The organism is Novosphingobium sp. SG751A, assembly GCF_013149295.1.
In the GTDB taxonomy this organism is placed as follows: domain Bacteria; phylum Pseudomonadota; class Alphaproteobacteria; order Sphingomonadales; family Sphingomonadaceae; genus Novosphingobium.
In genome coordinates this window covers 206,418-226,196 of sequence record NZ_JABGCB010000009.1, presented here as the reverse complement: position 1 = coordinate 226,196, position 19,779 = coordinate 206,418, and the positions used below count along the sequence as shown (strand labels likewise).

General features: G+C 63.5%; 26 protein-coding genes. 20 read left to right on the top strand and 6 right to left on the bottom strand.

Going from position 1 to position 19,779, the window contains the following annotated elements; genetic code table 11:
• Positions 1 to 51 precede the first annotated feature (51 nt).
• Positions 52 to 1,239 (top strand): hypothetical protein, encoded by a 1,188-nt coding sequence (locus tag FHW96_RS14275; protein WP_172341243.1) that lies wholly within the window; start codon positions 52 to 54, stop codon positions 1,237 to 1,239.
• 29 nt (positions 1,240 to 1,268) lie between these two features.
• On the opposite strand, the gene FHW96_RS14270 is transcribed toward FHW96_RS14275, so the two are convergent.
• The 5 genes from FHW96_RS14270 to FHW96_RS14250 all read right to left on the bottom strand — a co-directional run bounded on the left by FHW96_RS14270 (position 1,269) and on the right by FHW96_RS14250 (position 5,911).
• Entirely contained in the window at positions 1,269 to 1,619 is a 351-nt protein-coding gene (locus tag FHW96_RS14270) for a type II toxin-antitoxin system RelE/ParE family toxin (RefSeq protein WP_253950958.1), read from the bottom strand.
• The gene (locus FHW96_RS14265) at positions 1,607 to 1,813 is read right to left on the bottom strand and encodes a type II toxin-antitoxin system ParD family antitoxin (protein ID WP_172341242.1); all 207 of its coding nucleotides are present in this window, start codon (positions 1,811 to 1,813) and stop codon (positions 1,607 to 1,609) included. The genes FHW96_RS14270 and FHW96_RS14265 overlap by 13 nt, the downstream gene beginning before the upstream one ends.
• A gap of 90 nt (positions 1,814 to 1,903) precedes the next feature.
• Positions 1,904 to 2,737: a DNA adenine methylase gene (locus FHW96_RS14260; RefSeq protein WP_253950957.1), complete on the bottom strand. Its 834-nt coding sequence runs from the start codon at positions 2,735 to 2,737 to the stop codon at positions 1,904 to 1,906.
• A gap of 145 nt (positions 2,738 to 2,882) precedes the next feature.
• On the bottom strand, positions 2,883 to 3,989 hold the full coding sequence (locus FHW96_RS14255) for a phage portal protein (protein WP_172341241.1): 1,107 nt from the start codon (positions 3,987 to 3,989) through the stop codon (positions 2,883 to 2,885).
• A gap of 14 nt (positions 3,990 to 4,003) precedes the next feature.
• A complete protein-coding gene (locus tag FHW96_RS14250; protein ID WP_172341240.1) occupies positions 4,004 to 5,911 on the bottom strand; it encodes a terminase large subunit domain-containing protein in 1,908 nt (635 codons plus the stop codon).
• Positions 5,912 to 6,064: 153 nt separating this feature from the next.
• Between FHW96_RS14250 and FHW96_RS14245 the strand changes: the two genes are divergently transcribed.
• The 9 genes from FHW96_RS14245 (at position 6,065) to FHW96_RS14205 (ending at position 11,189) form a co-directional block, all read left to right on the top strand.
• On the top strand, positions 6,065 to 6,913 hold the full coding sequence (locus tag FHW96_RS14245; RefSeq protein ID WP_172341239.1) for a GPO family capsid scaffolding protein: 849 nt from the start codon (positions 6,065 to 6,067) through the stop codon (positions 6,911 to 6,913).
• A gap of 58 nt (positions 6,914 to 6,971) precedes the next feature.
• Positions 6,972 to 8,099 (top strand): phage major capsid protein, P2 family, encoded by a 1,128-nt coding sequence (locus FHW96_RS14240; RefSeq protein WP_172341238.1) that lies wholly within the window; start codon positions 6,972 to 6,974, stop codon positions 8,097 to 8,099.
• Between the two features lie 60 nt (positions 8,100 to 8,159).
• Complete coding sequence (gpM, locus tag FHW96_RS14235) at positions 8,160 to 8,942, top strand: phage terminase small subunit (protein ID WP_172341237.1); 783 nt, start codon at positions 8,160 to 8,162, stop codon at positions 8,940 to 8,942.
• A gap of 103 nt (positions 8,943 to 9,045) precedes the next feature.
• Positions 9,046 to 9,537, top strand: coding sequence for a head completion/stabilization protein (locus FHW96_RS14230; protein ID WP_172341236.1), 492 nt, complete (start codon positions 9,046 to 9,048; stop codon positions 9,535 to 9,537).
• A complete protein-coding gene (locus FHW96_RS14225) occupies positions 9,537 to 9,803 on the top strand; it encodes a hypothetical protein (protein ID WP_172341235.1) in 267 nt (88 codons plus the stop codon). The genes FHW96_RS14230 and FHW96_RS14225 overlap by 1 nt, the downstream gene beginning before the upstream one ends.
• A 7-nt stretch (positions 9,804 to 9,810) precedes the next feature.
• Positions 9,811 to 9,987: a hypothetical protein gene (locus tag FHW96_RS14220; RefSeq protein WP_172341234.1), complete on the top strand. Its 177-nt coding sequence runs from the start codon at positions 9,811 to 9,813 to the stop codon at positions 9,985 to 9,987.
• Entirely contained in the window at positions 9,984 to 10,199 is a 216-nt protein-coding gene (locus tag FHW96_RS14215; protein ID WP_172341233.1) for a tail protein X, read from the top strand. The genes FHW96_RS14220 and FHW96_RS14215 overlap by 4 nt, the downstream gene beginning before the upstream one ends.
• A 5-nt stretch (positions 10,200 to 10,204) precedes the next feature.
• Positions 10,205 to 10,717, top strand: a complete 513-nt coding sequence (locus FHW96_RS14210) for a phage tail protein (RefSeq protein WP_172341232.1) — start codon at positions 10,205 to 10,207, stop codon at positions 10,715 to 10,717.
• Positions 10,707 to 11,189: a phage virion morphogenesis protein gene (locus FHW96_RS14205; RefSeq protein WP_172341231.1), complete on the top strand. Its 483-nt coding sequence runs from the start codon at positions 10,707 to 10,709 to the stop codon at positions 11,187 to 11,189. The genes FHW96_RS14210 and FHW96_RS14205 overlap by 11 nt, the downstream gene beginning before the upstream one ends.
• Here the strand turns inward: FHW96_RS14205 and FHW96_RS14200 are convergent.
• Entirely contained in the window at positions 11,122 to 11,763 is a 642-nt protein-coding gene (locus FHW96_RS14200; protein ID WP_172341230.1) for a hypothetical protein, read from the bottom strand. The two genes, FHW96_RS14205 and FHW96_RS14200, sit on opposite strands and share 68 nt — an antisense overlap.
• A gap of 195 nt (positions 11,764 to 11,958) precedes the next feature.
• Between FHW96_RS14200 and FHW96_RS14195 the strand changes: the two genes are divergently transcribed.
• The 10 genes from FHW96_RS14195 (at position 11,959) to FHW96_RS14150 (ending at position 19,742) form a co-directional block, all read left to right on the top strand.
• Positions 11,959 to 12,807 carry a baseplate J/gp47 family protein gene (locus FHW96_RS14195; RefSeq protein ID WP_172341229.1) on the top strand — a complete coding sequence of 283 codons (849 nt, stop codon included), beginning with the start codon at positions 11,959 to 11,961 and terminating at the stop codon, positions 12,805 to 12,807.
• Complete coding sequence (locus tag FHW96_RS14190) at positions 12,797 to 13,435, top strand: phage tail protein I (protein WP_172341228.1); 639 nt, start codon at positions 12,797 to 12,799, stop codon at positions 13,433 to 13,435. The genes FHW96_RS14195 and FHW96_RS14190 overlap by 11 nt, the downstream gene beginning before the upstream one ends.
• Positions 13,435 to 14,493, top strand: a complete 1,059-nt coding sequence (locus FHW96_RS14185) for a hypothetical protein (protein ID WP_172341227.1) — start codon at positions 13,435 to 13,437, stop codon at positions 14,491 to 14,493. Before FHW96_RS14190 ends, FHW96_RS14185 begins: the two co-directional genes overlap by 1 nt.
• Before the next feature lie 6 nt (positions 14,494 to 14,499).
• Entirely contained in the window at positions 14,500 to 17,124 is a 2,625-nt protein-coding gene (locus FHW96_RS14180) for a hypothetical protein (RefSeq protein WP_172341226.1), read from the top strand.
• Positions 17,125 to 17,134: 10 nt separating this feature from the next.
• Positions 17,135 to 17,374, top strand: coding sequence for a hypothetical protein (locus FHW96_RS14175; protein WP_172341225.1), 240 nt, complete (start codon positions 17,135 to 17,137; stop codon positions 17,372 to 17,374).
• A gap of 10 nt (positions 17,375 to 17,384) precedes the next feature.
• Complete coding sequence (locus FHW96_RS14170) at positions 17,385 to 17,642, top strand: hypothetical protein (RefSeq protein ID WP_172341224.1); 258 nt, start codon at positions 17,385 to 17,387, stop codon at positions 17,640 to 17,642.
• Entirely contained in the window at positions 17,629 to 17,871 is a 243-nt protein-coding gene (locus tag FHW96_RS14165; RefSeq protein WP_172341223.1) for a hypothetical protein, read from the top strand. Before FHW96_RS14170 ends, FHW96_RS14165 begins: the two co-directional genes overlap by 14 nt.
• Positions 17,855 to 18,457: a lysozyme gene (locus FHW96_RS14160; RefSeq protein ID WP_172341222.1), complete on the top strand. Its 603-nt coding sequence runs from the start codon at positions 17,855 to 17,857 to the stop codon at positions 18,455 to 18,457. The genes FHW96_RS14165 and FHW96_RS14160 overlap by 17 nt, the downstream gene beginning before the upstream one ends.
• A complete protein-coding gene (locus FHW96_RS14155) occupies positions 18,454 to 18,996 on the top strand; it encodes a hypothetical protein (protein WP_172341221.1) in 543 nt (180 codons plus the stop codon). The genes FHW96_RS14160 and FHW96_RS14155 overlap by 4 nt, the downstream gene beginning before the upstream one ends.
• Positions 18,997 to 19,184: 188 nt before the next feature.
• Positions 19,185 to 19,742 carry a phage baseplate assembly protein V gene (locus tag FHW96_RS14150; RefSeq protein WP_172341220.1) on the top strand — a complete coding sequence of 186 codons (558 nt, stop codon included), beginning with the start codon at positions 19,185 to 19,187 and terminating at the stop codon, positions 19,740 to 19,742.
• Positions 19,743 to 19,779: the final 37 nt, after the last annotated feature.

Here is a 19,779-nt window from a genome sequence, read left to right as displayed (position 1 = left end):
TATCTGTTCTAACGCTGATCCGAGAGAGATGAGCAGAAGGCCTTGTTCCGGATGAAAATTAAAACAAAGATCTGTGGCCTTCTTATTCTGCCGCTTGTTGTTGCGGCCATGGCCTTACCTTCGCAAGTTGCTGCCAAAACTGGACCGGAGCCCGTCGAAATGAATTGGCCGGGCGGCTGGGGCAAGGTGGAGTTGATCGTCCGCGATGACCGGGCGGAACTGGTCTCGCATGAACTGGGCGGCACGACGCGACGCCTGCGCATGATTGCCACGCCCGATGACGCGCTGGCGGTGCTGGCCGACGAAAGGCTGGCCTTTACGTGGCCCGCTCTGCTGAAATGGGCGGGCGACGACCTGCAGATCTTGCGCGACCGGGCACTAGCGCAGGCGAAAGAGGCCGCAGAAGGAAATGCCAGATCCTTGCCCGCTCTGAATAGGATGCAGCAAGGTATCGGCGGCGACAACCGTGCAATTCTGCAATATATTAAGATACTCAGGGATACCGGCCACTTCGACGAAGCTTTGGCTTTCGCCAAAGAGCGTCTGGCAGCCCTACCGCGTGGCTCCACTGCCGATTTCATGCGCAGTGATTTGAGACTGCGCATCGCCGATCTGCTAATCGCCCAAGGTTTCGTGGATCAGGCCATTGAAACGCTGCGGAACTCAATCAGCGAACAAACCCGGCCAACTCCTTTCCAAATCAATGAAAAGACAACGCTGGCTGAAGTTCTGGCTATATCTGGGCACTATGATGAAGCGTTAGTGGCCGTTGATGCCGCAATTGAGGCTTTCAAGCAATCGTCGCCAGGCCTTTTCCCAAGCTACGAAAAGACGCCCGGCTCAATGGCCTACTTTTCTGCCTTGAGGGGCTGCGCGCTCTATGGTCTGGGCCGCAAAGAAGAGGCGATCGCGCTGTTCGCCCGCATCAAAGACCAACCTGGGCTGACATCTTCCTTTTCTGAATTCGAAGAGGCGCGCATCATGGGTATTTCCTGCATGCGCGATCCTGATCTCCTGGCGGCAGAAATTGTGCAACGGATCAAGACAGCACCGCCAGCTGGCCAAATCATGATCTGGCTTCAAGGAACCGAGCTCTATGGCCCAGCCGCGAAGGTCAGAGAACAAGCGCTGTCACGCGAAGTTGTGGTCAAAGCCATGGCTGGCCGCGTGCGCCTGCTGAGCGGCCCTCTGGAGCCTGCCCTGCGCGGATGGATGCCGAAAACCTCTGCCCAACAATGACTGGGAAAGCCTCCTGAAGCTTGACCTGGTCAAGATGGAAACAAAATACCGGTATAATTCTGGGCGCCGTGCAGGATATGAAGGATGACCACCCTTTCCAGCTCAACCCGATAGAAGATCAGATAATCCCCATGCACCCGGCGCCTTACCCCGGTGACCTCATAGCGTGGAACCACCGGGAAGCGTTCCGGCATATCAGCCAGGCCCAGACATTTCCCCCGCAGTTCGCGCAGAAAGCTCGGCGCCCCTGTGGGATTGTCGCGGGCGATGAAATCGCCAATGGCCTCAAGACCAATTCCTCCTCGGCGGTCAGATGGACGATCATTCGTCCGCCGCGCCCATCGCCCGATATTTGGCCTCAAGACGGTCAAAGGCCGCATCCGCAGGTGTGCCCCGCGTCAGCATCGGCCAGACCGCGCGCGATCGAGGAATCGAGTGCAGCCAGACGGGTTTCCCTCTCGTGGATCAGCCGCACACCTTCGCGCAGAACTTCGCTTTTGGATTTGTAGCGCCCGGTCGCGACCAGGCTTGCCACAAATTGCTCCAACTGTTGTCCGAGATCCGCGCTGATCATGGTGCATACACTCCCGTCGGGGTGCCCATATAGTGCTTTATCAACAGTCGATAAAGGCGCCACCAAACTCCGCCGGTGGCGCCCGTCCCTTCACCCGCTGATAATGACCTCCCTGCCCTCCATCGCCTTGGCCTGCCCGCCGATGGTGTAGCGCACGCCCACCTCCTCGATCTCGAACCCGGCAAAGATCCTGCGCACCTCAGGCCGGTCATTGAGCGAGAGGATAAAGCGCCCGCTGATCCCGCGCAGCTGCTCGGCCATCTGCTCGAACTCCTCGCGGCCGAACATGCCCTTGCCATAGTCGCCCTCGCATCCGTGATAGGGCGGATCGAGGTAAAACAGCGTCCCTGCCCGGTCATAGCGGGCGATGAAATCCGCCCAGGGCAAGCGCTCGATCACCACGCCCGACAGGCGCTCATGCACCGCCTCGACCATCGGCCCCAGCTTCGACACATCGAATCGCGCCGGACTGGCAGGCGAGATGCCAAACCGTCGCCCCGCCACCTTCCCCCCAAACGCGAGGCGCTGGAGATAGAGAAACCGCGCCGACCGCTCGAGATCGGTCAGGCTTTCCGGCGGCATGGCCGAGAGCTTTTCAAACCCCGCGCGACTCGTCACCTGCCAGCGCAGCATGTCCATGAAGGGCTGATAATGCCGCTGCACCACGCGAAAGAAGGTCGAGACATCCTCGCTCCAATCGTTGATGACCTCGGCATTCGGGCGCCGATCGCGGCGGAAAAACACCCCGCCCATGCCCACAAACACCTCGGCATAGGTGGAATGCTCCAAGGCATTGATCCGCTCGACCAGACGGCGCGACAGATTGCGCTTGCCCCCGATATAGGGCGCCAGCGGACGCACCGGCGCCACCTTTTCCGCCAGTATTGCATCCATGCCGACGGTAATCAGATTCGACTCTTGCATGCTCAAACTCTCATAGGCCCGCCGCCAGCGTTGGCACGGCGGGATGGACCCAGGACGGGCCCGATTGGGACATGACGAGGTAACTTCGTCGGATTGGGGCGCGCCAACGCCCCATCCCCCGCCGCATCAACCGGCGGGCTGGATCTCAAACCCGCCGCGCGCCTCCCGCGCTTGCCGCAGGCACAATCGTGCCGTCCTGCTGGATCAGCCGCCCATCAGCGCAGGTCCAATCGCGAAAGGACAGCAGCGGCACCCCGAACCAATCGTTCATGCGCAACATGCGCCGGATGATCGGGATGATCTCGGTCAGGTAAAACGTGTCGAGCGCCTCGCTCACCTTGCCGAAACCGCCGCTGTTCTGGGGGATGATCCCGATCAGCGGCGGCGGGGTGCGATGCGCGGCCAGCATGTCGTCGCGGCTGATGCCTTTGACCGCCGTGAACTCGTCATGGGCCGTGATGCTGCCAATGGGCAGGATCTGGACGCCATCCTTTTTGCCGCCCGGCGCATAGATCAGCAGGTTCTTGAAATTGCCCGCCCCCTTGGAATCGCGCATCTTGTCGGAAATGCTGTCGACGGTTTCCTGATCAAAGAGCTGCTCGTTGATGTAGAGGATAAACCCGGCATGGTTGCCGTTGAGGTAATAGCGGCGGCGAAACAGCGTGGCATTTTCCGAGAGCAGCGCCGATTGCAGCGCCGAGAGCCATTCGGGCAGGCCATAGATCTCCTGCGCCACATCGGGCTGCATCAGATGGAACACGCGCCCCGGCACAAACTGATGCTCCTGCCCCAACCCCATGTTGACGAACCAATAGGTGTCCGCCGCCACCCCGGCCCGCGTGTGGACCGCCGGACTGTGCTTGGCCGCCGCGATCCGGCCCGACAGGTTGGGCACGTTTTCCAGATAGGCATTGCCCATTTGTACGAAATCCAGCGCAAACCGCTCGAAATCATCGCCGCTCAGCCAGCGAGAGGCCACCATCTGCTGCACCAGCAAATTGACCCGCAGGGCCACCGCGCTGCGGTGATAGGGCGAAACATTGAACACCTGCGCCAGACGCCCCATCGGCAGCGGCGGCTCATACCAGCGCCCATTGTGCCAGACCTCGAAATAGGCCGACAGCTCGCGCCGGTCCAAAACGCTCTCGGCATCGCCAAAGGTGAATACATTGCCGCGTAGGGGCGCATGGGCGCGCGCAGGCTCACCTTCCTGCTCGATCAGGGCCAGTTCGGTCGAAGGCGCATCACTCATAAATCAGGCTCCTGTCAGTCAGAAAACACCACGCGCCCGATGCCTGCCCCACTGGCGGCCCCGGCATCGAGCGGTTCATTGGAAAGGGCGTTGAGCAAGGCCCAGGCAAGGTCGGCATGGCCAATCTCGCCATTGCGCCGGGCGACATAGGTGACGCCGCGCCCGCTGCCGGTCAGCGCGGGCCGGATCGCCATCAGCGCGGCCATCAGGTCGGTCCACTTCTCGTCAAACTCGATGCGGCCGGAATTGAAGACGTTCTGGGCCTTGACGACGAGCGCCGTCTTGCTGGCCACCGAATATTCGATCCGCCGCGCGCGCGGGAACCAGCCCACCACCAGCTCATAGACCGCCTGGCCCGCCCCCGTGGTGTCGATGGCAATGTCGGTGACGTTGTAGCGGCCTGCGATCCCCTTGATGAAATCAGCCTGCCCTTGGAAATCGCGTCCGTTGAGCCGGTACTTGGCCAGCACCCGGAACTTGCCTTTTCCGGGGACGTCCGGCGGCGCCAGCACCACCAGCGCGGCATCATCGCGCCCCTGCTTGTTGGGGTCATAGCCCAGCCACACCGGCCTGTCGCCAAAGGGCCGCCCGCCGGGCACATCGGCCAGCGCGGGCCGGAAATCGCGCCAGCGATAGAAGGCATCAACCCGCGCAGGCGCGATCCGGCTAAACGGAAAGCTGCTCTCGCTGTCATCGACAAACTGGCAATTATAGAGGTTCTCGAACTCCTCTTCGCTGCATTCGGCGCGCAGCTCTTCCTTGTCGATGCGGCTCCCGGCCCCGCCCGCGATGGCGTCGTCCAGCGTGACGATCTGGCACCACGAACCATCGGGCTGCACCGCGCCCGCGCGCAGGTGCTTGTGGCTGGTGTCGAAGCGGCGCTGATCGCCCTTCTTGCGCCCCCGGTTCCATTCCTCGCCGCTCCAAAAGGCATAGGCCTCATGGGTTTTGGTGCTGGGCGTCGAGAAATAGGTGCGCTTGTAAATAGTGAGCGTCGCCATCGCGGCGGCCACCTTGCGCAGCTGGGCAAAGCCGTGGACCCAGAAGAATTCGTCGAAATAGAAGTCGCCGCTTTCGCCCTGGGCGGTGTTGCTGTTGGTGGAAAGCGGATAGAGGCCCACGCTATCCAGCCGGATCTCATCCTTGCCCGCCTCCTCATCCGCCGGGTGCAGGCCTGAGAAATCCAGCATCAGCGGATTGCCCTTGAGGTCCACGCCGGTCACGCGCTTTACCCAACCGACAATCTCGCGGATGAATTTCTTGGCCTGCCGCTCGCTGGCCGACAGGAAGATCTGGTTGCGCGGCTGCTCGCCATTGAGGACCGCCTCGGCAATCTTGGCCATGGCCTCGCGGGCAAAATACCATGTCGCGCCGATCTGGCGGCTCTTGAGGATCTTGCGGGTGCGCTGATCGCGCTGCTCCCACCAGCCCTCCTGATAGGAATCATTCTTCTCGTGGAAATCCTCGAGCAGCGCTTCCCACTGCTCAAGGCTCAGGAAATTCTTGCGCTTCTCGGCCCGCTTGGCCTTGGCCTTGTCATCATTGCGGCGGCCCACCGCCTCGTTGAGGTCGCTCTCCTTGCCGGTCTCGCCATATTTCTCGATCCGGGCCGCGCGCTCCAACATCCGCATCAGATGATCGACGCGCTTCATGTCGCCTTCGGTGTAAGGCTCCCGGCAAAGGTAATTGGCAATCTTGGCCTCGAGATGGTCCTGCACCACTCGCACCGGCTTGTCGTCGTCCCACGCACCGCGCCGCTTCCAACTGGCCACGGTGTCATATTTCTCGCCCAGCTCGCGCGCGATCTCAGCCATGTCAAAACCGCGATGATACATCGACCGCGCTTCCCGCACCTTGGCGCGCGTCACCTGTCGGCTCTGGGCCGTGCGCGCGTCATCGTCGGGGGCGGTTTTGGTGGCCATGATCCTGCCATGCCCTGATCGGGGGGCCTCGCGCGCCACCCATGCCGGGTAAAGCGCCGCCTTACCGCGCCCGCGCGTTGCAGGATCGCCGGGCGGCGTGGATTTCAGGGGGCATGCTGATCCGCCCCGCGCAATCCCTCCCGGAGTAACCCGATGAAGACCAAACCCATTCTGCTCGCCACCGCCGGTTCAACGGTCGATGGCCGCGAAATTGCCGAAGCCGATATCGACCAGATGGCCTCGAGCTATGATCCGAAGACCTATGGCGCGCGGACCAATATCGAACATATCCGGGGCATCAGCGGACAAGCCCCCTTCTTTGCCTATGGCGATGTGGTGTCGGTGTCGGTGGGCGAGGTCGATGTCAATTTCAACGGCAAGCCGGAGAAGCGCAAAGCGCTCTATGGCGTCCTCGACCTGACCGACAATGCCAAGGCGCTGATCGAAGCGGGCCAGAAGGTTTACCCCTCCATCGAGATCATTCCGAACTTTGGCGGCAAGGGTTTCTCGTACCTGGGCGGCGTGGCGCTGACCGACAGCCCCGCCTCCATCGCCACCGACCGGATCAAGTTCAACCGCTTCCAGCCCGGCGCGCTCGTCCTGTCTCGTGACGAAGCCACCACCCTCGAATTTGCCGCCGATGACGCCACCATTGACAGCGCCAAGGGCCTGTTGGCCAGCATGGGCGCCATGTTCGACAAGTTCACCGCCAGCTTTGCCCCCGCCCCCAAGACCGAAACCCCGCCCGAACCCAAGCCCGAAGGCCAGATGCCGGCCACTCTCGATTTCTCCGCCCTGCGCGGCGTGTTTGAGGAATTCGGCCAGACCGTCACCACCTCCATTGATGGCCTGCGCAGCGAATTCCGCGCCGAAGCCGATGCCATGGCGCTCAAGGTCAAAAGACTTGAGGACGCGCAGGAAGCCACCCCCGCGCCCCATTTCCAGCGCCGCCCCATCGCCGACGGCAACAACAACACCGCCATCGAAAAAGCGGTCTTCTGATCCGCCCGCCGCCTTTCAACGCCCCAACGCCCCGCATCCATCCAAGGAACGCAGCTTCATGTCTCAAATGTACACCCTTTCTGATCGCGGGCGCGGCGCGCTGGATCAGCTCTTTGCCGCCATCGCCAGTGTCAACGGCACCCGCAACATCAGCCGCAATTTCGCCCTTTCCCCCACCAGCGAACAGCGCCTCGAGGATCTCCAGCGCGAAAGCGTCGGCTTCCTCCAGCGCGTCAACGTCATGGGCGTGCGCGACCTTCAGGGGCAGGTGATCGGCCTTGGCACGTCCAACATGATCGCAAGCCGCAAGAGCCGCTCCAACCTGCCGCGCACCCCGCGCTATGTCGGCGCACTCCAGGACCGCAAGTTCCAGCTCTATTCGACGCTGTTCGACACGATGCTGCCGTGGGAAGTGATCGACGCCTGGTCGAAATTCCCCGACTTTGCCGCCCGCTATGCCCGCCATGTTGCGGTGTCGGTCGGCCTGTCGCGGATCTCGGTCGGCTTCAACGGGATCGAGGCGGCCGACGATACCGATGCGGAGGACAACCCGCTGGGCGAGGACGTCAACATTGGCTGGCTGCAAAAGCTGCGCCTTGAACGCCCCGACCATGTGGTGGGCCGCGCCACGGTCACCGCCGGAGGCATCACCACTGCGACCGGCGCCGCCGCGCCGATCTATATCGGCCCCGATGCCAGCCATGCCGCTGGCGATTACAAGAATGTCGATGCGCTGGCCTATGAGCTGATCGCGGGCATGCCCTCCTATGCGCGGGCCAGCACCGATCATGTCGTGATCGTCAGCCAGGATCTGGTGGACGAGAAATACTTCCCGATGATCAACCGCCCGCTCTCCGACACGATCGACGGGGGCCGCTCGACCAGCGATCAGGTGGTCTCCGACCTCATCATGTCGACCAAACAGATCGGCGGGCGCCCGGCGGCGATTGCCCCCTTCTTCCCCGAAGGCACGATGGCCATCACCCCGCTGGGCCGCGCCAATGCGCCCGACAGCTCGAACCTCTCGCTCTATTATCAGGAAGGTTCGCGCCGCCGCTACATCAAGGATGAGCCGGAAAACATGGCCGCGCTGGTCGATTATAACAGCGTCAACGAAGGCTATGTGATCGAAAGCACCGATTACATGGTGATGGCCGAAAACATCACCTTCGGCGCCCGCCCGTAATCCCCCCGACCTGCCCGCTGGCGCGCGCGCCGGTGGGCAGGCATCCAGAAAGCCCCGCCCATGGTCTCCGCCTTTCGCCGCCACCAGATGCGCGTGCGCGCCCTGCAATCGGGCGCGGCGCAGCCCGAAGCCGCCCCTTCCGCGCCCGAACGCTCGATGGATACGCCGCCGGGTCAGGAATATGCCGCCCTGCGCGTGACGCTCCATGACAACCTGCGCACCCTCTCCGACATCGCCAGCATCGAAGCCCGCAACCCGGTCAAGATCGAGATGGCCCGCACCTTCGGCCCGTGGATCGAGGGCGTCCTACTGGCAGGCGAACAGGGTCAGGCCGCGCAGGATGAGATCCTTGTTTGGAACCTCGTCTGGGCCATCGACTATCGCGATTGGGATTACGCCCTGCGCCTCGCCGCCCATGCGATCCGCTTCCATCTGGCCGCCCCGGAACGCTACAACCGCACCATCCCCTGCTTTGTGGGCGAGGATATCGCCAAGCTCAGCCTCGATCAGCAGGACGCCGTGCCCCATGATGTGCTGTGCCGCGTGCTGGCGCTTATCGAGGGCCACGATATGCCCGATCCGGCCAAGGCCAAGCTGCACAAGGCGCTGGCCCGCTCCTTTGCCCGCCGCGCCGAGGCTTTCGATCCCGCCGCCGACAATGCCCCCGCCGGTGGCAAACCCGCCTATCTCACCGAAGCCCTCGAACACGCCCGCCGCGCCCACCAGCTCGACAGCAGCATCGGCGTCAAATCCGACATCCGCAGCCTCGAAAAAGCCCTGCGCAAGCTCGCCCCCGAAGGCGCGGACGATGACGCGGGCGAGGATGAGGCCGACACCGAATAACCAGTTCGCCCCACGGCGGCGGGGGGCGGTTAGCGCGGGCGGCGCACTGATGTGACAGCCATCCCACACTATCCTCACCCCCCGTTTTGATAAGGAAGCGCGCATGAGCAGCTTTACTCCCACCCCCATCGCCCCGCCCGATGGTCCCGATGCGCAGGTGGTGGCCGATGGCTGGTTCCCGCCGGTCAGGCTGGCCGATGTGCGCGAGGGAATGAACATCGGCGGCGGCGCGATCACCCAGCTCCAGCTCACCCTCGCCATCGAGGGCGGAATGCTCTCCGCCCTGCGCCAACTGGCCGCATGGCGCACCACCCGCGCGCTGGCCGGGGCCGCCAGCCTTGCCGATGTCACCACCCAAACCCTCAACGAAAAGAACCGCGCCACCCTGCTCTGGACCCGCGCGGTGGGCTATTACGCCGCCGCCGATCTGGCCGGTGGCAACCGCGATCTGGCCTCCTCCGACACCGGCCTTGCCCGCGCCTCAGAAAAGGCAGAGCTGGCCGACGAATACCGGCGCGAGGGCCATGCCGCGATTGCCGACCTGCTCTCCATCGGCGGCGCATCAGTCGCGCGCAACCGAGTGGAGATGCTGTGATGGCCATCAAGCGACACGAAAAGCCTTGCATCCAATGCCGCCATTTTTCGGCCATCACGAGCGGGCGCGACACCTGCCGCCGCCCGATTGCGGCCAGCCCTTGCCCGGTCGAAGGCCTGAAAATCACGCCTCTCAACCGCTCGGCCTATTCAGAGCGCAGCGGCAATTGGTCGCTGTTCGGGCGCCAGAAATGCGGACCGGATGGGCGCCACTTCTGGGAAGGAACGCCCGGCTCTTTTCTGCCTCCTCCTCCCCGGCGCAGGTAATGAGCCAATGACCGACGACGAACGAAAAATGGTCGAGCAGTTGGGCAATGTTTGGAATGCCTTCCTTGCCCTCCCCGACCAGCATCCGCAGGATCAACACGAAATGCTGCATGCGATCCACATGGCCCAACGCATTGTCATGGCCCGCCCGGCCCTTCGTGAAATGCAGGCATCTGGCCAATGACCCAAACCGCCACCGCCATGGACGGCGAAACCGTGGATGAAATCTGCCACCGCGTCCTGGGCAAAACGGCGGCGGTGACCGAACAGGTGCTGGAACTGAACCCCGGCCTTGCCGAACTGGGGCCGCGCCTGCCCGGCGGCACGGCGGTGATCGTGCCCAATGCCAGCGCCGCCCAGACTGTCACCCTCGATATCATCCAGCTCTGGGATTAAGGCCGATGCTCAAGATCAACCTCCTGCGCGCGGCTCTGATGCAGGCAATGCCGGAACTCAAAGCCAGCCCTAAGAGCCTGATAATGTGGGTGGATCGCGGCAAGGCGGTGTCGCGCGATACCGCCGACCTGTCCTTCACCTTCGAATTCCAGCTCAATGTCCTGCTGATCGAATTCGCGGGCGACATTGCCGCCTTTGCCCTCGCCATTCTGATCTGGCTGCGCACCAATCAGCCCGACCTGTTCGCCATGGGCGCCGATGCCTTCGATTTCGAGACCGATATCCTCGACAACGGCAAGGCCGATGTGCAGATCCGCCTGCAACTGCGCCAAAATGTCGAGGCCGTGGTCACGCCCAATGGCGTCACCGCCACCTATCTGCCCGAACCCGATCCGCTCTTCCCCGATGACCTGCCGCTGGGCGGCCTCGATGCGATGCCGCTGCTGAAATCGATCACCGTGAATGACGAGGATCTGCCGCCCGACAACGCAATGGGTAATGCGGTCGATGGCGGATGACCTCTCCCGGCTCGATGAATGGTTCGGCCGGATCATCGCAGGGCTTGAACCGGCCCAGCGCCGCAAGGCCACGCTCAAGCTGGGCCGCCTGCTGCGCCGGTCGAACCTCAAACGCATCGGCGCCAACGTCGATCCCGACGGCGTCCCCTTCGCCCCGCGCAAAGCCCGCCTCGACCGGCGCGGACGCCTGCGCAAGGGCGCGGGCGGCAAGATGTTCAAGGGCCTGCGCAAACTGGCCAAATGGCGCATCAACGCCGCCGCCGATGGCGTGGAAATCATGCCCGTCACCAACACCGCCGACCGCGTCGGTTCGGTCAGCCAGTTCGGCCAGACCGTCACCGTGGGCCGGTTGCGCAATGGCCGAAAGATCCGCGCCAAATATGAGGAGCGCCGGTTGCTGGGCTTTAGCCGCGAGGATGAGGATCTGGCGCTGCAGGTGGCGGGAGAACTGCTTGAGCCGAAGGGGATTTAAGAGCTGGCTTCTGATCTTGTATGTCACCAGCAACGTTGGCTTGAGGCGTAGATATTTTAAGCGAGCAGGCCAAAGTAACAGATGCAATTGAAAATAGTATAGCTGACAACCATCCCGCCAAAGGTATCCACCTTTTATTAAAAACAGAACGAACGGCGAATTTATGAAGCAAATATTCTGATCGGCGGAAACGATTAGTAGTGGTCTCTGCAATCAGCCAATAATCGTGAGCTTCACGAAATAAGGGCATGTCAGTAATTACCGATCTCTGGATAAGCCATCCGTTTAGCAAGGCTGAAAGTACACCGCCGCAGTAAAAAATACCGATAAGCGATGGATGATTTATCTGCCTAACGTTGGAAAGCATTGCGATAAACCCACCGGAATTGAGTGTTAGCAAGCTTGCGAGAAGCCATTTCGCCATATCAGTGGTTTGACTATATAAAATCGTTTGCCCCTCCAGCATCTGCAAACGTTTGGCCTTAGCAAATTCAATGGATGCTTCTGTTGGCATCTCTTGCATTCTAAATCTGAAACGCCGCAGTTTGTTTATTTTCATTTTCTTAAAGTGCATGGATACCACCCCGATATAATCCCCTAAAGCGGCCTGATTAGATCAGAACAAGACGTTCAACAATCTTGGCATCCTTGCTGCGCGAGAAACGATTGGGAGGATTGAGCTGGACTTCTCATCCCCCACCCCCGGTAAACCGCCCCCTTACCGCCCCGCCCTCTCCCCGCGCGCGCGAAGGCCATGCACTGGTTGGGCATGGCCACCAGCACTTCCGTCATCGACCTCTCGCAGCTCCCCGCCCCCACGGTGGTGGAGGCGCTCGACTATGAGGCCATCCGCGCCTCATGGGTCGCCCATATGCAGGAACTGCTCCCGACGTGGGATGCCACGGTAGAGAGCGACCCGGCGGTCAAGGTGCTGGAGGTCGGCGCCTACCGCGAAATGCTCAAGGAACAGCAGTTCAACGAGCGCGCCCTGCAATGCCTGCTGGCCTATGCCAAGGACAGCAACCTCGACCACCTCGGCGCGCTGCTGGGCGTTGCGCGCCTGACCGGCGAGGACGACACCGCCTTTCTTTATCGCATCCAGCTTGCCCCCAGCGCCTTCAGCGTGGCCGGGCCGGAAAGCGCCTACGAATATCTCGCCCTCTCCGCCGACAGCACCTTGGCCGATGCCAGCGTCACCAGCCCCAGCCCCGGCGTGGTGCTGGTCTCGCTGCTCTCCAAGACCGGCGACGGCACGGCCAGCGCGAGCCAGATCGCCAATGTCGAGGCCGCGCTCGCTGGCGCCCGCCCGCTCACCGATCAGGTGATCGTGCAATCGGCCCAGATCATCCCCTACACGATCACCGGCTCGCTCACCCTGTTCGACGGCCCCGACGGCGATGTGGTGGTCGCCACCTCGCAGGCCGCGACGCAGGCCTATGCCGCCGCCGCGCGCAAGATCGGGCGCGACATCAACCGCGCCAATATCTTTGCCGCCATCGCGGTCGCAGGCGTCTCCAATGTCGCGCTGGAAAGCCCGCTGGCGGACATGCCGATGGACAAGACCCAATGCGGCCATTGCGTGGCTATCGACCTGACGGTGGCGGGCCGTGGCGAATAAACGCTCCCTGCTCCCGCCCAACGCGCGCCCGCTCGAACACGCGCTGGCCGCCGCCACGGATCGCATCACCGCGATCCCCACGCCGCTCACCGACCTTGTGCGCCCCGATGCGATTCCCGCCAGCATCCTGCCATGGCTGGCATGGGGCCTGTCGGTTGATCGCTGGCGCCCAAGCTGGAGTGAAGCCCAGCGCCGCGCCGCCACCGCCGCCGCCATCCCCAATGCCAAGATCCGGGGCAGCCGCGCCGCTGCCGAGGCGGTGATCGCCGATTACGACCCGCGCATCACGCTCACCGAATGGTGGGAAGAAGGCGGCACCGGCGTGCCCTACACCTTCTATTGCACCCTGCCGCTCGATGGCGCGTTCGACGATCTGGCCACCGCCGCCTTCGCCACCGAGCTTTACCGCGATCTGGTGCGCGTCAAACCCGCCCGCGCCCATTTCGAGCTGCGCCAGCGCGCCATGGCCAAGGTCACCCTGCCCATGGCCGCCGTGGCGCGCGCATGGCGGATGGACCGCACAATGGCGACCATGATCGCCCCCGACCCCGCCGACGATCTCAAAATCACCACCGAATATGGCGAGCCGCTCGAGGACGCGGACGGCATCGCATGGGAGTACATCTGATGGACCCGCTGCTGATCACCCTCACCAAGGCGGGCCTGTCGGCCATTGTCGGCGATGACAGCCCCTCGCTCGGCCCGGTGGTCATCACCCAGCTCGGCCTGACCGATGCCGCCTTCACGGTCGCCTCCACGCTCGAGGCCCTGCCCGGCGAGTTCAAGCGCGTCGATATCTCCGGCCAACAGGCGGGCGATGACACGCTGCACATGACCGCGCTCGATGCCTCCGACGACACCTACACCTATCGCGGCTTCGCGCTCTATCTGGCCGATGGCACGCTGTTTGCCGTCTATGGTCAGGCTGGCCCCATCGCCGCCAAGGCCGCGCCCTCGGCCTCCTTCTTCGTGCTGGATATCAAGCTGGCCGAGGGGCAGGCCGATAACATCAGCTTCGGCGACACCAACTTCCTCAACCCGCCCGCCACCACCTCGCGCCAGGGCGTGGTGGAACTCGCCACCCATGCCGAGGCCAGCGCGGGCGCCGACACCCAGCGCGCAATCACGCCCGCCGCGATGCAGGCCGCGATCCTCGCCCTGCTCCTGCGCGTCGATGGCGCAGGCTCCGCCCTCGATGCCGATCTGCTCGATGGCCAGCATGGCGCTTGGTATGCCGATATCGTCTCGCGGCTTGGCTATGTGCCGTTCGACAGCGTGGGCTTTACCGGCGCAGCCATCCTCACCCTGCTTAAAACAGTCGATGGCGCGGGCACGGATCTTGATGCCGACCTGCTCGACGGCAAACACGCCGCCGCCTTTGTCCTGGTCGAGGATGCCGCCACCTTCGGCTCCAACGCCAACGGCTATTGGCGCAAGATGCCAAACGGCCTGATTGAACAATGGGGCGAGGCCACCGCAGGCGAGAGCAGCTCGCCGCCCTCCTCCAGCTTCCCGATCCCTTTCACGGATCTCGCCTCGGTCAACCTTCAGGTGACCGCCCGCACCCCCAACCCCGGCGCCGTCAGCGGCAACAGCGTGGGCGGCAACAAGGTCAGCCTCACCCAGTTCAACGTCTTCTCCGACGACCTCGACCGCGCGGTCTTCTGGCGCGCCATCGGAAAGTAAGCCCCCATGGTCAAAATCACCAACCTCGACCTGCTTGATGACGACGCCATCGACGGCACCGAAACCCTGCCGGTTGTCAAAGGCGGCAAAAGCTGGCGCGCGCGTCTGGCCGATCTGGCCGCGCCGATGGTGGCCGCCGCCACCGCTGCGCGCGATGCGACCCTTGCCCTTTTGGCCAGCACCCAAGCCGTGGCCGCCACGCTGCCCTATCCCAACTATGCCAGCACGGCGGCAGCGCAGGCCGACACGCTGCTGTTTGCGGGGCGGCAATATACGGTGCTGTCGGGGCAGCAGATCCTGATTTACACCAAGAACTCGCCCACCGCGTCCAGCTTCTTCGGCGTCATCCCGACCCAATCCTATGTGGATCGTCTGAAATCGCGCGTGGCGATCCCGACCGTGGATTACGGCGCGATTGGCGACGGCGCGCATGCCGTGGCCGATCAGGCGGGCCTTGCCGCCGCCATCGCCGCCTCGGCGGCCAGCGTGAACACGCCCATCGCCAATCAGGTGCTGATCAAGCAGCATATCCCGATTGTGCTGGAACCGGGCGTCTATGATGCGGGCGGCTTCACCTTCAACAATGTGCCGATCAACTTTCAGGCGCGGGTGCCCAATACGGTGGTTATCCGCAATCCCGATGGCGTCTATTTCGCGACGCATACCGGCTCTGCCGGTCCCGGCCATGTCCGCTTTGACGGGCTGATCTTCTCGGGCGGCCTTGGCGTCTATAACTCGACCCATACCGGCACCAATGCCACGTGGCAGGCCGAGTTCCTCAACTGCGGCTTCTACAATTACACCGAATGCGCCATCGGCAACAACGGCGCGGACAGCCCCTTCCTGCACGTCAAGAACTCCCGCTTTGGCGGGGGTGTTGCCTCGGGCAACCAGACGATTGGCATCTGCTGGGGCGGCTATGTCGATGAACTGGTGATTGAGGACTGCTATTTCGGCGGCAATTCCTATCACATCGCCATCGGCCCGCGCCTGTCGGGCCATGCCGTCATTACGCGATGCTATTTCCAAGGCGGCAACAATGCCGGTTTGGGCATGCGGACGCTGGCCGATATCTGGATCAAGCCCAACACCACCGACAGCGGCGAAACCAATTCCGGTCACGGCATCTATGTGACCTATAACAAATTCGGCGGCGAACTGCTCGACACCGCCTATCCCGGCCCGCGCATCCTGATTGCCAACGAGGACACCACCACCGGCGCGCCGACCCGCCGCCAGCAATATAAGCCCGCCACCAATGATGCAGGCTCTATGTCGGGGCTGCATATCTTCGGAAACAAGGTGGGCCAGCCTTCGCCCTGGAGCGCGCCTTTCATCCGCTCCTACATCTCGAACATCCGCTATTGGCGCGTCAATACGAACGTCTTTGTCGGCGGCAATAACTCCTATGCGATTGAGTTTCCCAACGGTCGCAGCGGCAACTATTCGAACAACAACAACCTGTTTCAGTTTGACGACACCGCCGGTTCCGCGCCGCTGCTGTTTACCAACGGGGTGCAGCTGGGGCGGCTGGAGGATCTGTCCGGGCGCTGGCCCGGCGATGTCAACGCGGTGCAGCTGGTGCCGGTCAGCGATGACCCGACGCTGGCCCCGGTCGCGGTGGGCCTGTCGGGCTATGAAATCGGCTATGGCTCGGGCACCACTTCGGTTGCCGTGGCCGACCCTTACGGCACCACCGATTACGCGGCGGTGACCGGGCTTGCGCTTGTCGGCTTCACCGATCCCTATGGCGGGGCGGGCGGGGCGATGTTTGCCGAGGTCAGCCTGTCCAAGGCCGCAAGTAACTCGCTGTCCTATGTCGTGGTCGATGTGGTCAACTATGCCAACAGCACCTATGCGGTGCAAAAGACCGTCGCGCTGCCCGCCAATGGCTCGCCGGTCAAGGTGACATTCCCGGTCCTGCTCCCGCCCAATGCCAGCCCCGGCACGTGGCAATTCCGGGTCTATGGCAGCGGCATTGTTGCGGGCAGCGCCGACACCTTTGTCGTGGGCGATATGTTCCTCTCCAAGGGCAACGGGCGGCTTGGCCGCGCCAAGGTTCTGGAGCGCTTCGGCGGTGTCCAGCCCGCCAACCGTCGGCTTGTCGGCGGCGCGGCGGCAACGCTGCCCAACGGCTGGTCGATGAGCGGCACCCCGGCGGGCGCGACCATCACCGTCACCAAGGTCGGCACCGACAAATATGGCGATTTCGTCGAGTTTTCGCACACCGGCACCACCACCGGCTCAGGCGGTTGGGTGCTGCGCCCGGCCCCGCAAAAATCCATGAGCTATGAGGCAGGGTCCAACTATCGCTGCATCTGGCCCGTCCGCATCATCAGCGGCGATTTCTCGGCGGCCACCACGCAAACCGGTTACGACGGCTCCTCGGGCAAACTCACCATGCAGGTCGGCAGCTACAGCGCGGCGGACGGTCTGCTGGTGCAGCGCGGCATCGCCTTCACCCCGAACAGCACCTTCGCCCTCTACGGGCGCACGCTGACCGAGGGCGCGGCCTATTTCCACAATGCCGCCGATTACCTCTGGCCGCTGCTCAACATCAACTACGCCAGCGGCGTCACGCTGAACACGGTTTTCCGCGTCTACGCCCCCATTTTCAACCGCACCAAATAAGGGCTTTGTCATGTCCACTCCCTTCGCCTTCTCGCTTTCCGGCCTGATGAAAGACGCCCGCACCGATCTGGCCGCGCGGCCCGCCAATGACCCCAGCTTCCCGCAGGCCTGCGCCGATTTCATCCTCGGCCAGCTCGAAGCCATCCCCGAGGACAAGTCCGTCACCCTGACCATTCAGGGCACGCTGGGCTGGCAGGAAGGCCAGATCGCCGGGCCGCTGGCCTTCAGCGTCTTTGGCAATGTGGCCTGAGCCGTGCCCCATGGCTGACCTCTCGCCCCTGCCATCCCGCGCGCTGGCAACCGCAACGCTGGCCGCGCCGCATGCGCGCGGCTGGTGGGACACAATCCTTGCCCTGATGGTGATGGCCTTGGCGAAGTTCTGGGAGGCCCTGCCTCACCTCATCCAATTGGGCGGCCTTGTCGTGGTCTGCCTCACCGCCGTGCAGAAGCTGATCGAGCTGGGCTGGATCAGCAACCCTCTGCGCCGCAAAAAGGAGCAATCCGATGACCTTGGTTGATGATGCGCGCGCGTGCTGGCGCTGGTGGTCGGTGCGCATGGCCGCGCTGGCCGGTGTGGTGGCGGGCGCGCTGGTCGCCCAGCCCCAGATCCTGACCGGGCTGGTCGCCTATGTGCCCGAACCATGGCGCCCCGCCGCCTCGGCGCTGGCCGGGCTGGTGGTGTTTGCCGCGCCCACCATGGCGCGGCTGATCCAGCAAGGGAGCAAGGCCGATGGCAACGCAGCCTGAAACCGGACAGGTCAAACGCGGTGGTGTCGTCGTGCTGATCGCGGCGCTTATCGCCTTGATCGGCCCGGCCACGACGCAACTGGTGCTGACCGAGGTGCCCAAGGAAGAGAGCGGGCGCAAGGTGGCGGTCGCCGTCTCGCCTCAAGCCGGGACCGCCACGATCACGCATATCAGCGGCAAGCAGTATTTGCGAGTCTACCTCGATATGATCGGCGTGGCGACCGCCTGCGACGGTCTGACCGGCGAAGGCATCAAGGTGGGCAAGAGCTTCACCGAGGCCCAATGCGCCCAGATGCTGGTGGACCGGCTGACGGTGGACGGCGCGCATATCATGGCCTGCACGCCCGGCCTCGCCCTCTCGATCCCGCGCCGGGATAATGTCCGCTATGCCGCGCTCAGTCTGGGCCATCATGTGGGCTGGCCGACCTATTGCGCCAGCACCATGCGCCGCCGGATCAACGCGGGCCAGATCCGCGCCGCCTGCACTTCGCTCACATGGTTCAACCGCGCCGGTGGCCGCGTCGTGCCCGGCATCGTCGCGCGCCGCAAAAGGGAGCAGGCGATTTGCCTGAGGGATGCCGCATGATCCGCAAGATCCTCTCCGTCGCCCTTTCCCTGCTCACCGGCTCGCTCTGGCGCTGGCCGCTGGCGCTCCTGCGCTGGATCTTCGCCACGCCTGCGCGGGCTTGGGCCGCTACAGCCATCCTCGCGCTGGCGGCGGCTGGGCTGCAGCACCGCCGCGCCGACCATTGGGAAGAGATCGCGCGCCAAACCCAGACCTCATGGGATGCTCAAAACGCCCGCATATTGGCGGCCGCACGCGCCGCCAAGGCCCAATCGAAGAAGGATGCCGCCCATGCCGACACCAACCACACCGCGCTTGCCGCTGGCGGCGATGGCCGCTTTGCTGCCTATGCTGCTGATCACGGGCTGCGCCAAAACACCGCCCATCGCCCCGGCCCCGTTCAAGCCGACCCTCCCGCACTTCCTGAAAGCCCCGCCCCCGACGCCATCATGGCGGACATCTCCCGCGTCTGGATCACCCGCTCCGACTGGCTGACCTGTGACGCGGATTGGGCCTATGCGCGCGCCGCCCATGATTGGGTGCAAGGGGTCGGCGAGTGAGGATAACGAAATGGCGGTGCCAGCTTGTGCCAGCACCGCCATCTGCGATCCGTTGATAGATCTTTTGCGACCCGAATGACTCGTTTGGCCATTCCGATGCCCAATTTATATATGTTTTTTATACAAACAACACAGCATCAACATAACGATTTCATCGAAATCGTCAGACCAGAGCGACTTGTCCACCGATGCGTTACGATGAAGACGACATTCCCCTCGATCCCTCGACGCTGATCCGCCTCGGCGTGATCAGCGCGGTCACGCTTTCGCCCCCGCGCTGCCGCGTCCGCTTTGGCGATCCCGATGCGGACGATGGCGCGATTGAAAGCCCGCCCATCCGCTGGCTTGCCCTGCGCGCAGGCGCCACCCGCCGCTGGAGCGCGCCCACCGTGGGCGAGGAATGCGTCCTGCTCTGCCCCGATGGCCAGATCGGCAATGGCGTCGCGCTGGCGGGCCTCAACAATGACAATAACCCCGCCCCCGCCTCAACGCTGGCCGAGCTGATCGCCTTCGCCGATGGCGCGATCCTGTCCTATGACCCCGAGAGCCATCATCTGGCCGCCGCCCTGCCCGATGGCGCCAGCGCCACGATCAAGGCCACCACCATCACGCTGGACGCGGAAACGGTCCATGTGACGGGCGACATCACCGCTGATGGCGATATGGTGGCGGGCGGGATAAGTCTAAAAGGGCACCGGCATGGCGGGGTGCAGGCGGGTGGGGCTGTATCGGGTTTGGCGGTTTAACTGCGGGGAATAGAGCAGTCCCTAATCGGTCTGGACA

What these genes read in the sequence shown, in the direction of transcription:
- FHW96_RS14260 (WP_253950957.1), bottom strand. Translation starts at nt 2,737, where the DNA reads ATGCAAGAGTCGAATCTGATTACCGTCGGCATGGATGCAATACTGGCG.
- FHW96_RS14175 (WP_172341225.1), top strand. Translation starts at nt 17,135, where the DNA reads ATGTCCACTCCCTTCGCCTTCTCGCTTTCCGGCCTGATGAAAGACGCC.
- FHW96_RS14205 (WP_172341231.1), top strand. Translation starts at nt 10,707, where the DNA reads ATGGCGGATGACCTCTCCCGGCTCGATGAATGGTTCGGCCGGATCATC.
- FHW96_RS14230 (WP_172341236.1), top strand. Translation starts at nt 9,046, where the DNA reads ATGAGCAGCTTTACTCCCACCCCCATCGCCCCGCCCGATGGTCCCGAT.
- gpM (WP_172341237.1), top strand. Translation starts at nt 8,160, where the DNA reads ATGGTCTCCGCCTTTCGCCGCCACCAGATGCGCGTGCGCGCCCTGCAA.
- FHW96_RS14220 (WP_172341234.1), top strand. Translation starts at nt 9,811, where the DNA reads ATGACCGACGACGAACGAAAAATGGTCGAGCAGTTGGGCAATGTTTGG.
- FHW96_RS14215 (WP_172341233.1), top strand. Translation starts at nt 9,984, where the DNA reads ATGACCCAAACCGCCACCGCCATGGACGGCGAAACCGTGGATGAAATC.
- FHW96_RS14275 (WP_172341243.1), top strand. Translation starts at nt 52, where the DNA reads ATGAAAATTAAAACAAAGATCTGTGGCCTTCTTATTCTGCCGCTTGTT.
- FHW96_RS14155 (WP_172341221.1), top strand. Translation starts at nt 18,454, where the DNA reads ATGATCCGCAAGATCCTCTCCGTCGCCCTTTCCCTGCTCACCGGCTCG.
- FHW96_RS14270 (WP_253950958.1), bottom strand. Translation starts at nt 1,619, where the DNA reads ATGCGGCCTTTGACCGTCTTGAGGCCAAATATCGGGCGATGGGCGCGG.
- FHW96_RS14170 (WP_172341224.1), top strand. Translation starts at nt 17,385, where the DNA reads ATGGCTGACCTCTCGCCCCTGCCATCCCGCGCGCTGGCAACCGCAACG.
- FHW96_RS14250 (WP_172341240.1), bottom strand. Translation starts at nt 5,911, where the DNA reads ATGGCCACCAAAACCGCCCCCGACGATGACGCGCGCACGGCCCAGAGC.
- FHW96_RS14195 (WP_172341229.1), top strand. Translation starts at nt 11,959, where the DNA reads ATGGCCACCAGCACTTCCGTCATCGACCTCTCGCAGCTCCCCGCCCCC.
- FHW96_RS14165 (WP_172341223.1), top strand. Translation starts at nt 17,629, where the DNA reads ATGACCTTGGTTGATGATGCGCGCGCGTGCTGGCGCTGGTGGTCGGTG.
- FHW96_RS14265 (WP_172341242.1), bottom strand. Translation starts at nt 1,813, where the DNA reads ATGATCAGCGCGGATCTCGGACAACAGTTGGAGCAATTTGTGGCAAGC.
- FHW96_RS14255 (WP_172341241.1), bottom strand. Translation starts at nt 3,989, where the DNA reads ATGAGTGATGCGCCTTCGACCGAACTGGCCCTGATCGAGCAGGAAGGT.
- FHW96_RS14225 (WP_172341235.1), top strand. Translation starts at nt 9,537, where the DNA reads ATGGCCATCAAGCGACACGAAAAGCCTTGCATCCAATGCCGCCATTTT.
- FHW96_RS14200 (WP_172341230.1), bottom strand. Translation starts at nt 11,763, where the DNA reads ATGCACTTTAAGAAAATGAAAATAAACAAACTGCGGCGTTTCAGATTT.
- FHW96_RS14180 (WP_172341226.1), top strand. Translation starts at nt 14,500, where the DNA reads ATGGTCAAAATCACCAACCTCGACCTGCTTGATGACGACGCCATCGAC.
- FHW96_RS14150 (WP_172341220.1), top strand. Translation starts at nt 19,185, where the DNA reads ATGCGTTACGATGAAGACGACATTCCCCTCGATCCCTCGACGCTGATC.
- FHW96_RS14210 (WP_172341232.1), top strand. Translation starts at nt 10,205, where the DNA reads ATGCTCAAGATCAACCTCCTGCGCGCGGCTCTGATGCAGGCAATGCCG.
- FHW96_RS14160 (WP_172341222.1), top strand. Translation starts at nt 17,855, where the DNA reads ATGGCAACGCAGCCTGAAACCGGACAGGTCAAACGCGGTGGTGTCGTC.
- FHW96_RS14245 (WP_172341239.1), top strand. Translation starts at nt 6,065, where the DNA reads ATGAAGACCAAACCCATTCTGCTCGCCACCGCCGGTTCAACGGTCGAT.
- FHW96_RS14240 (WP_172341238.1), top strand. Translation starts at nt 6,972, where the DNA reads ATGTCTCAAATGTACACCCTTTCTGATCGCGGGCGCGGCGCGCTGGAT.
- FHW96_RS14185 (WP_172341227.1), top strand. Translation starts at nt 13,435, where the DNA reads ATGGACCCGCTGCTGATCACCCTCACCAAGGCGGGCCTGTCGGCCATT.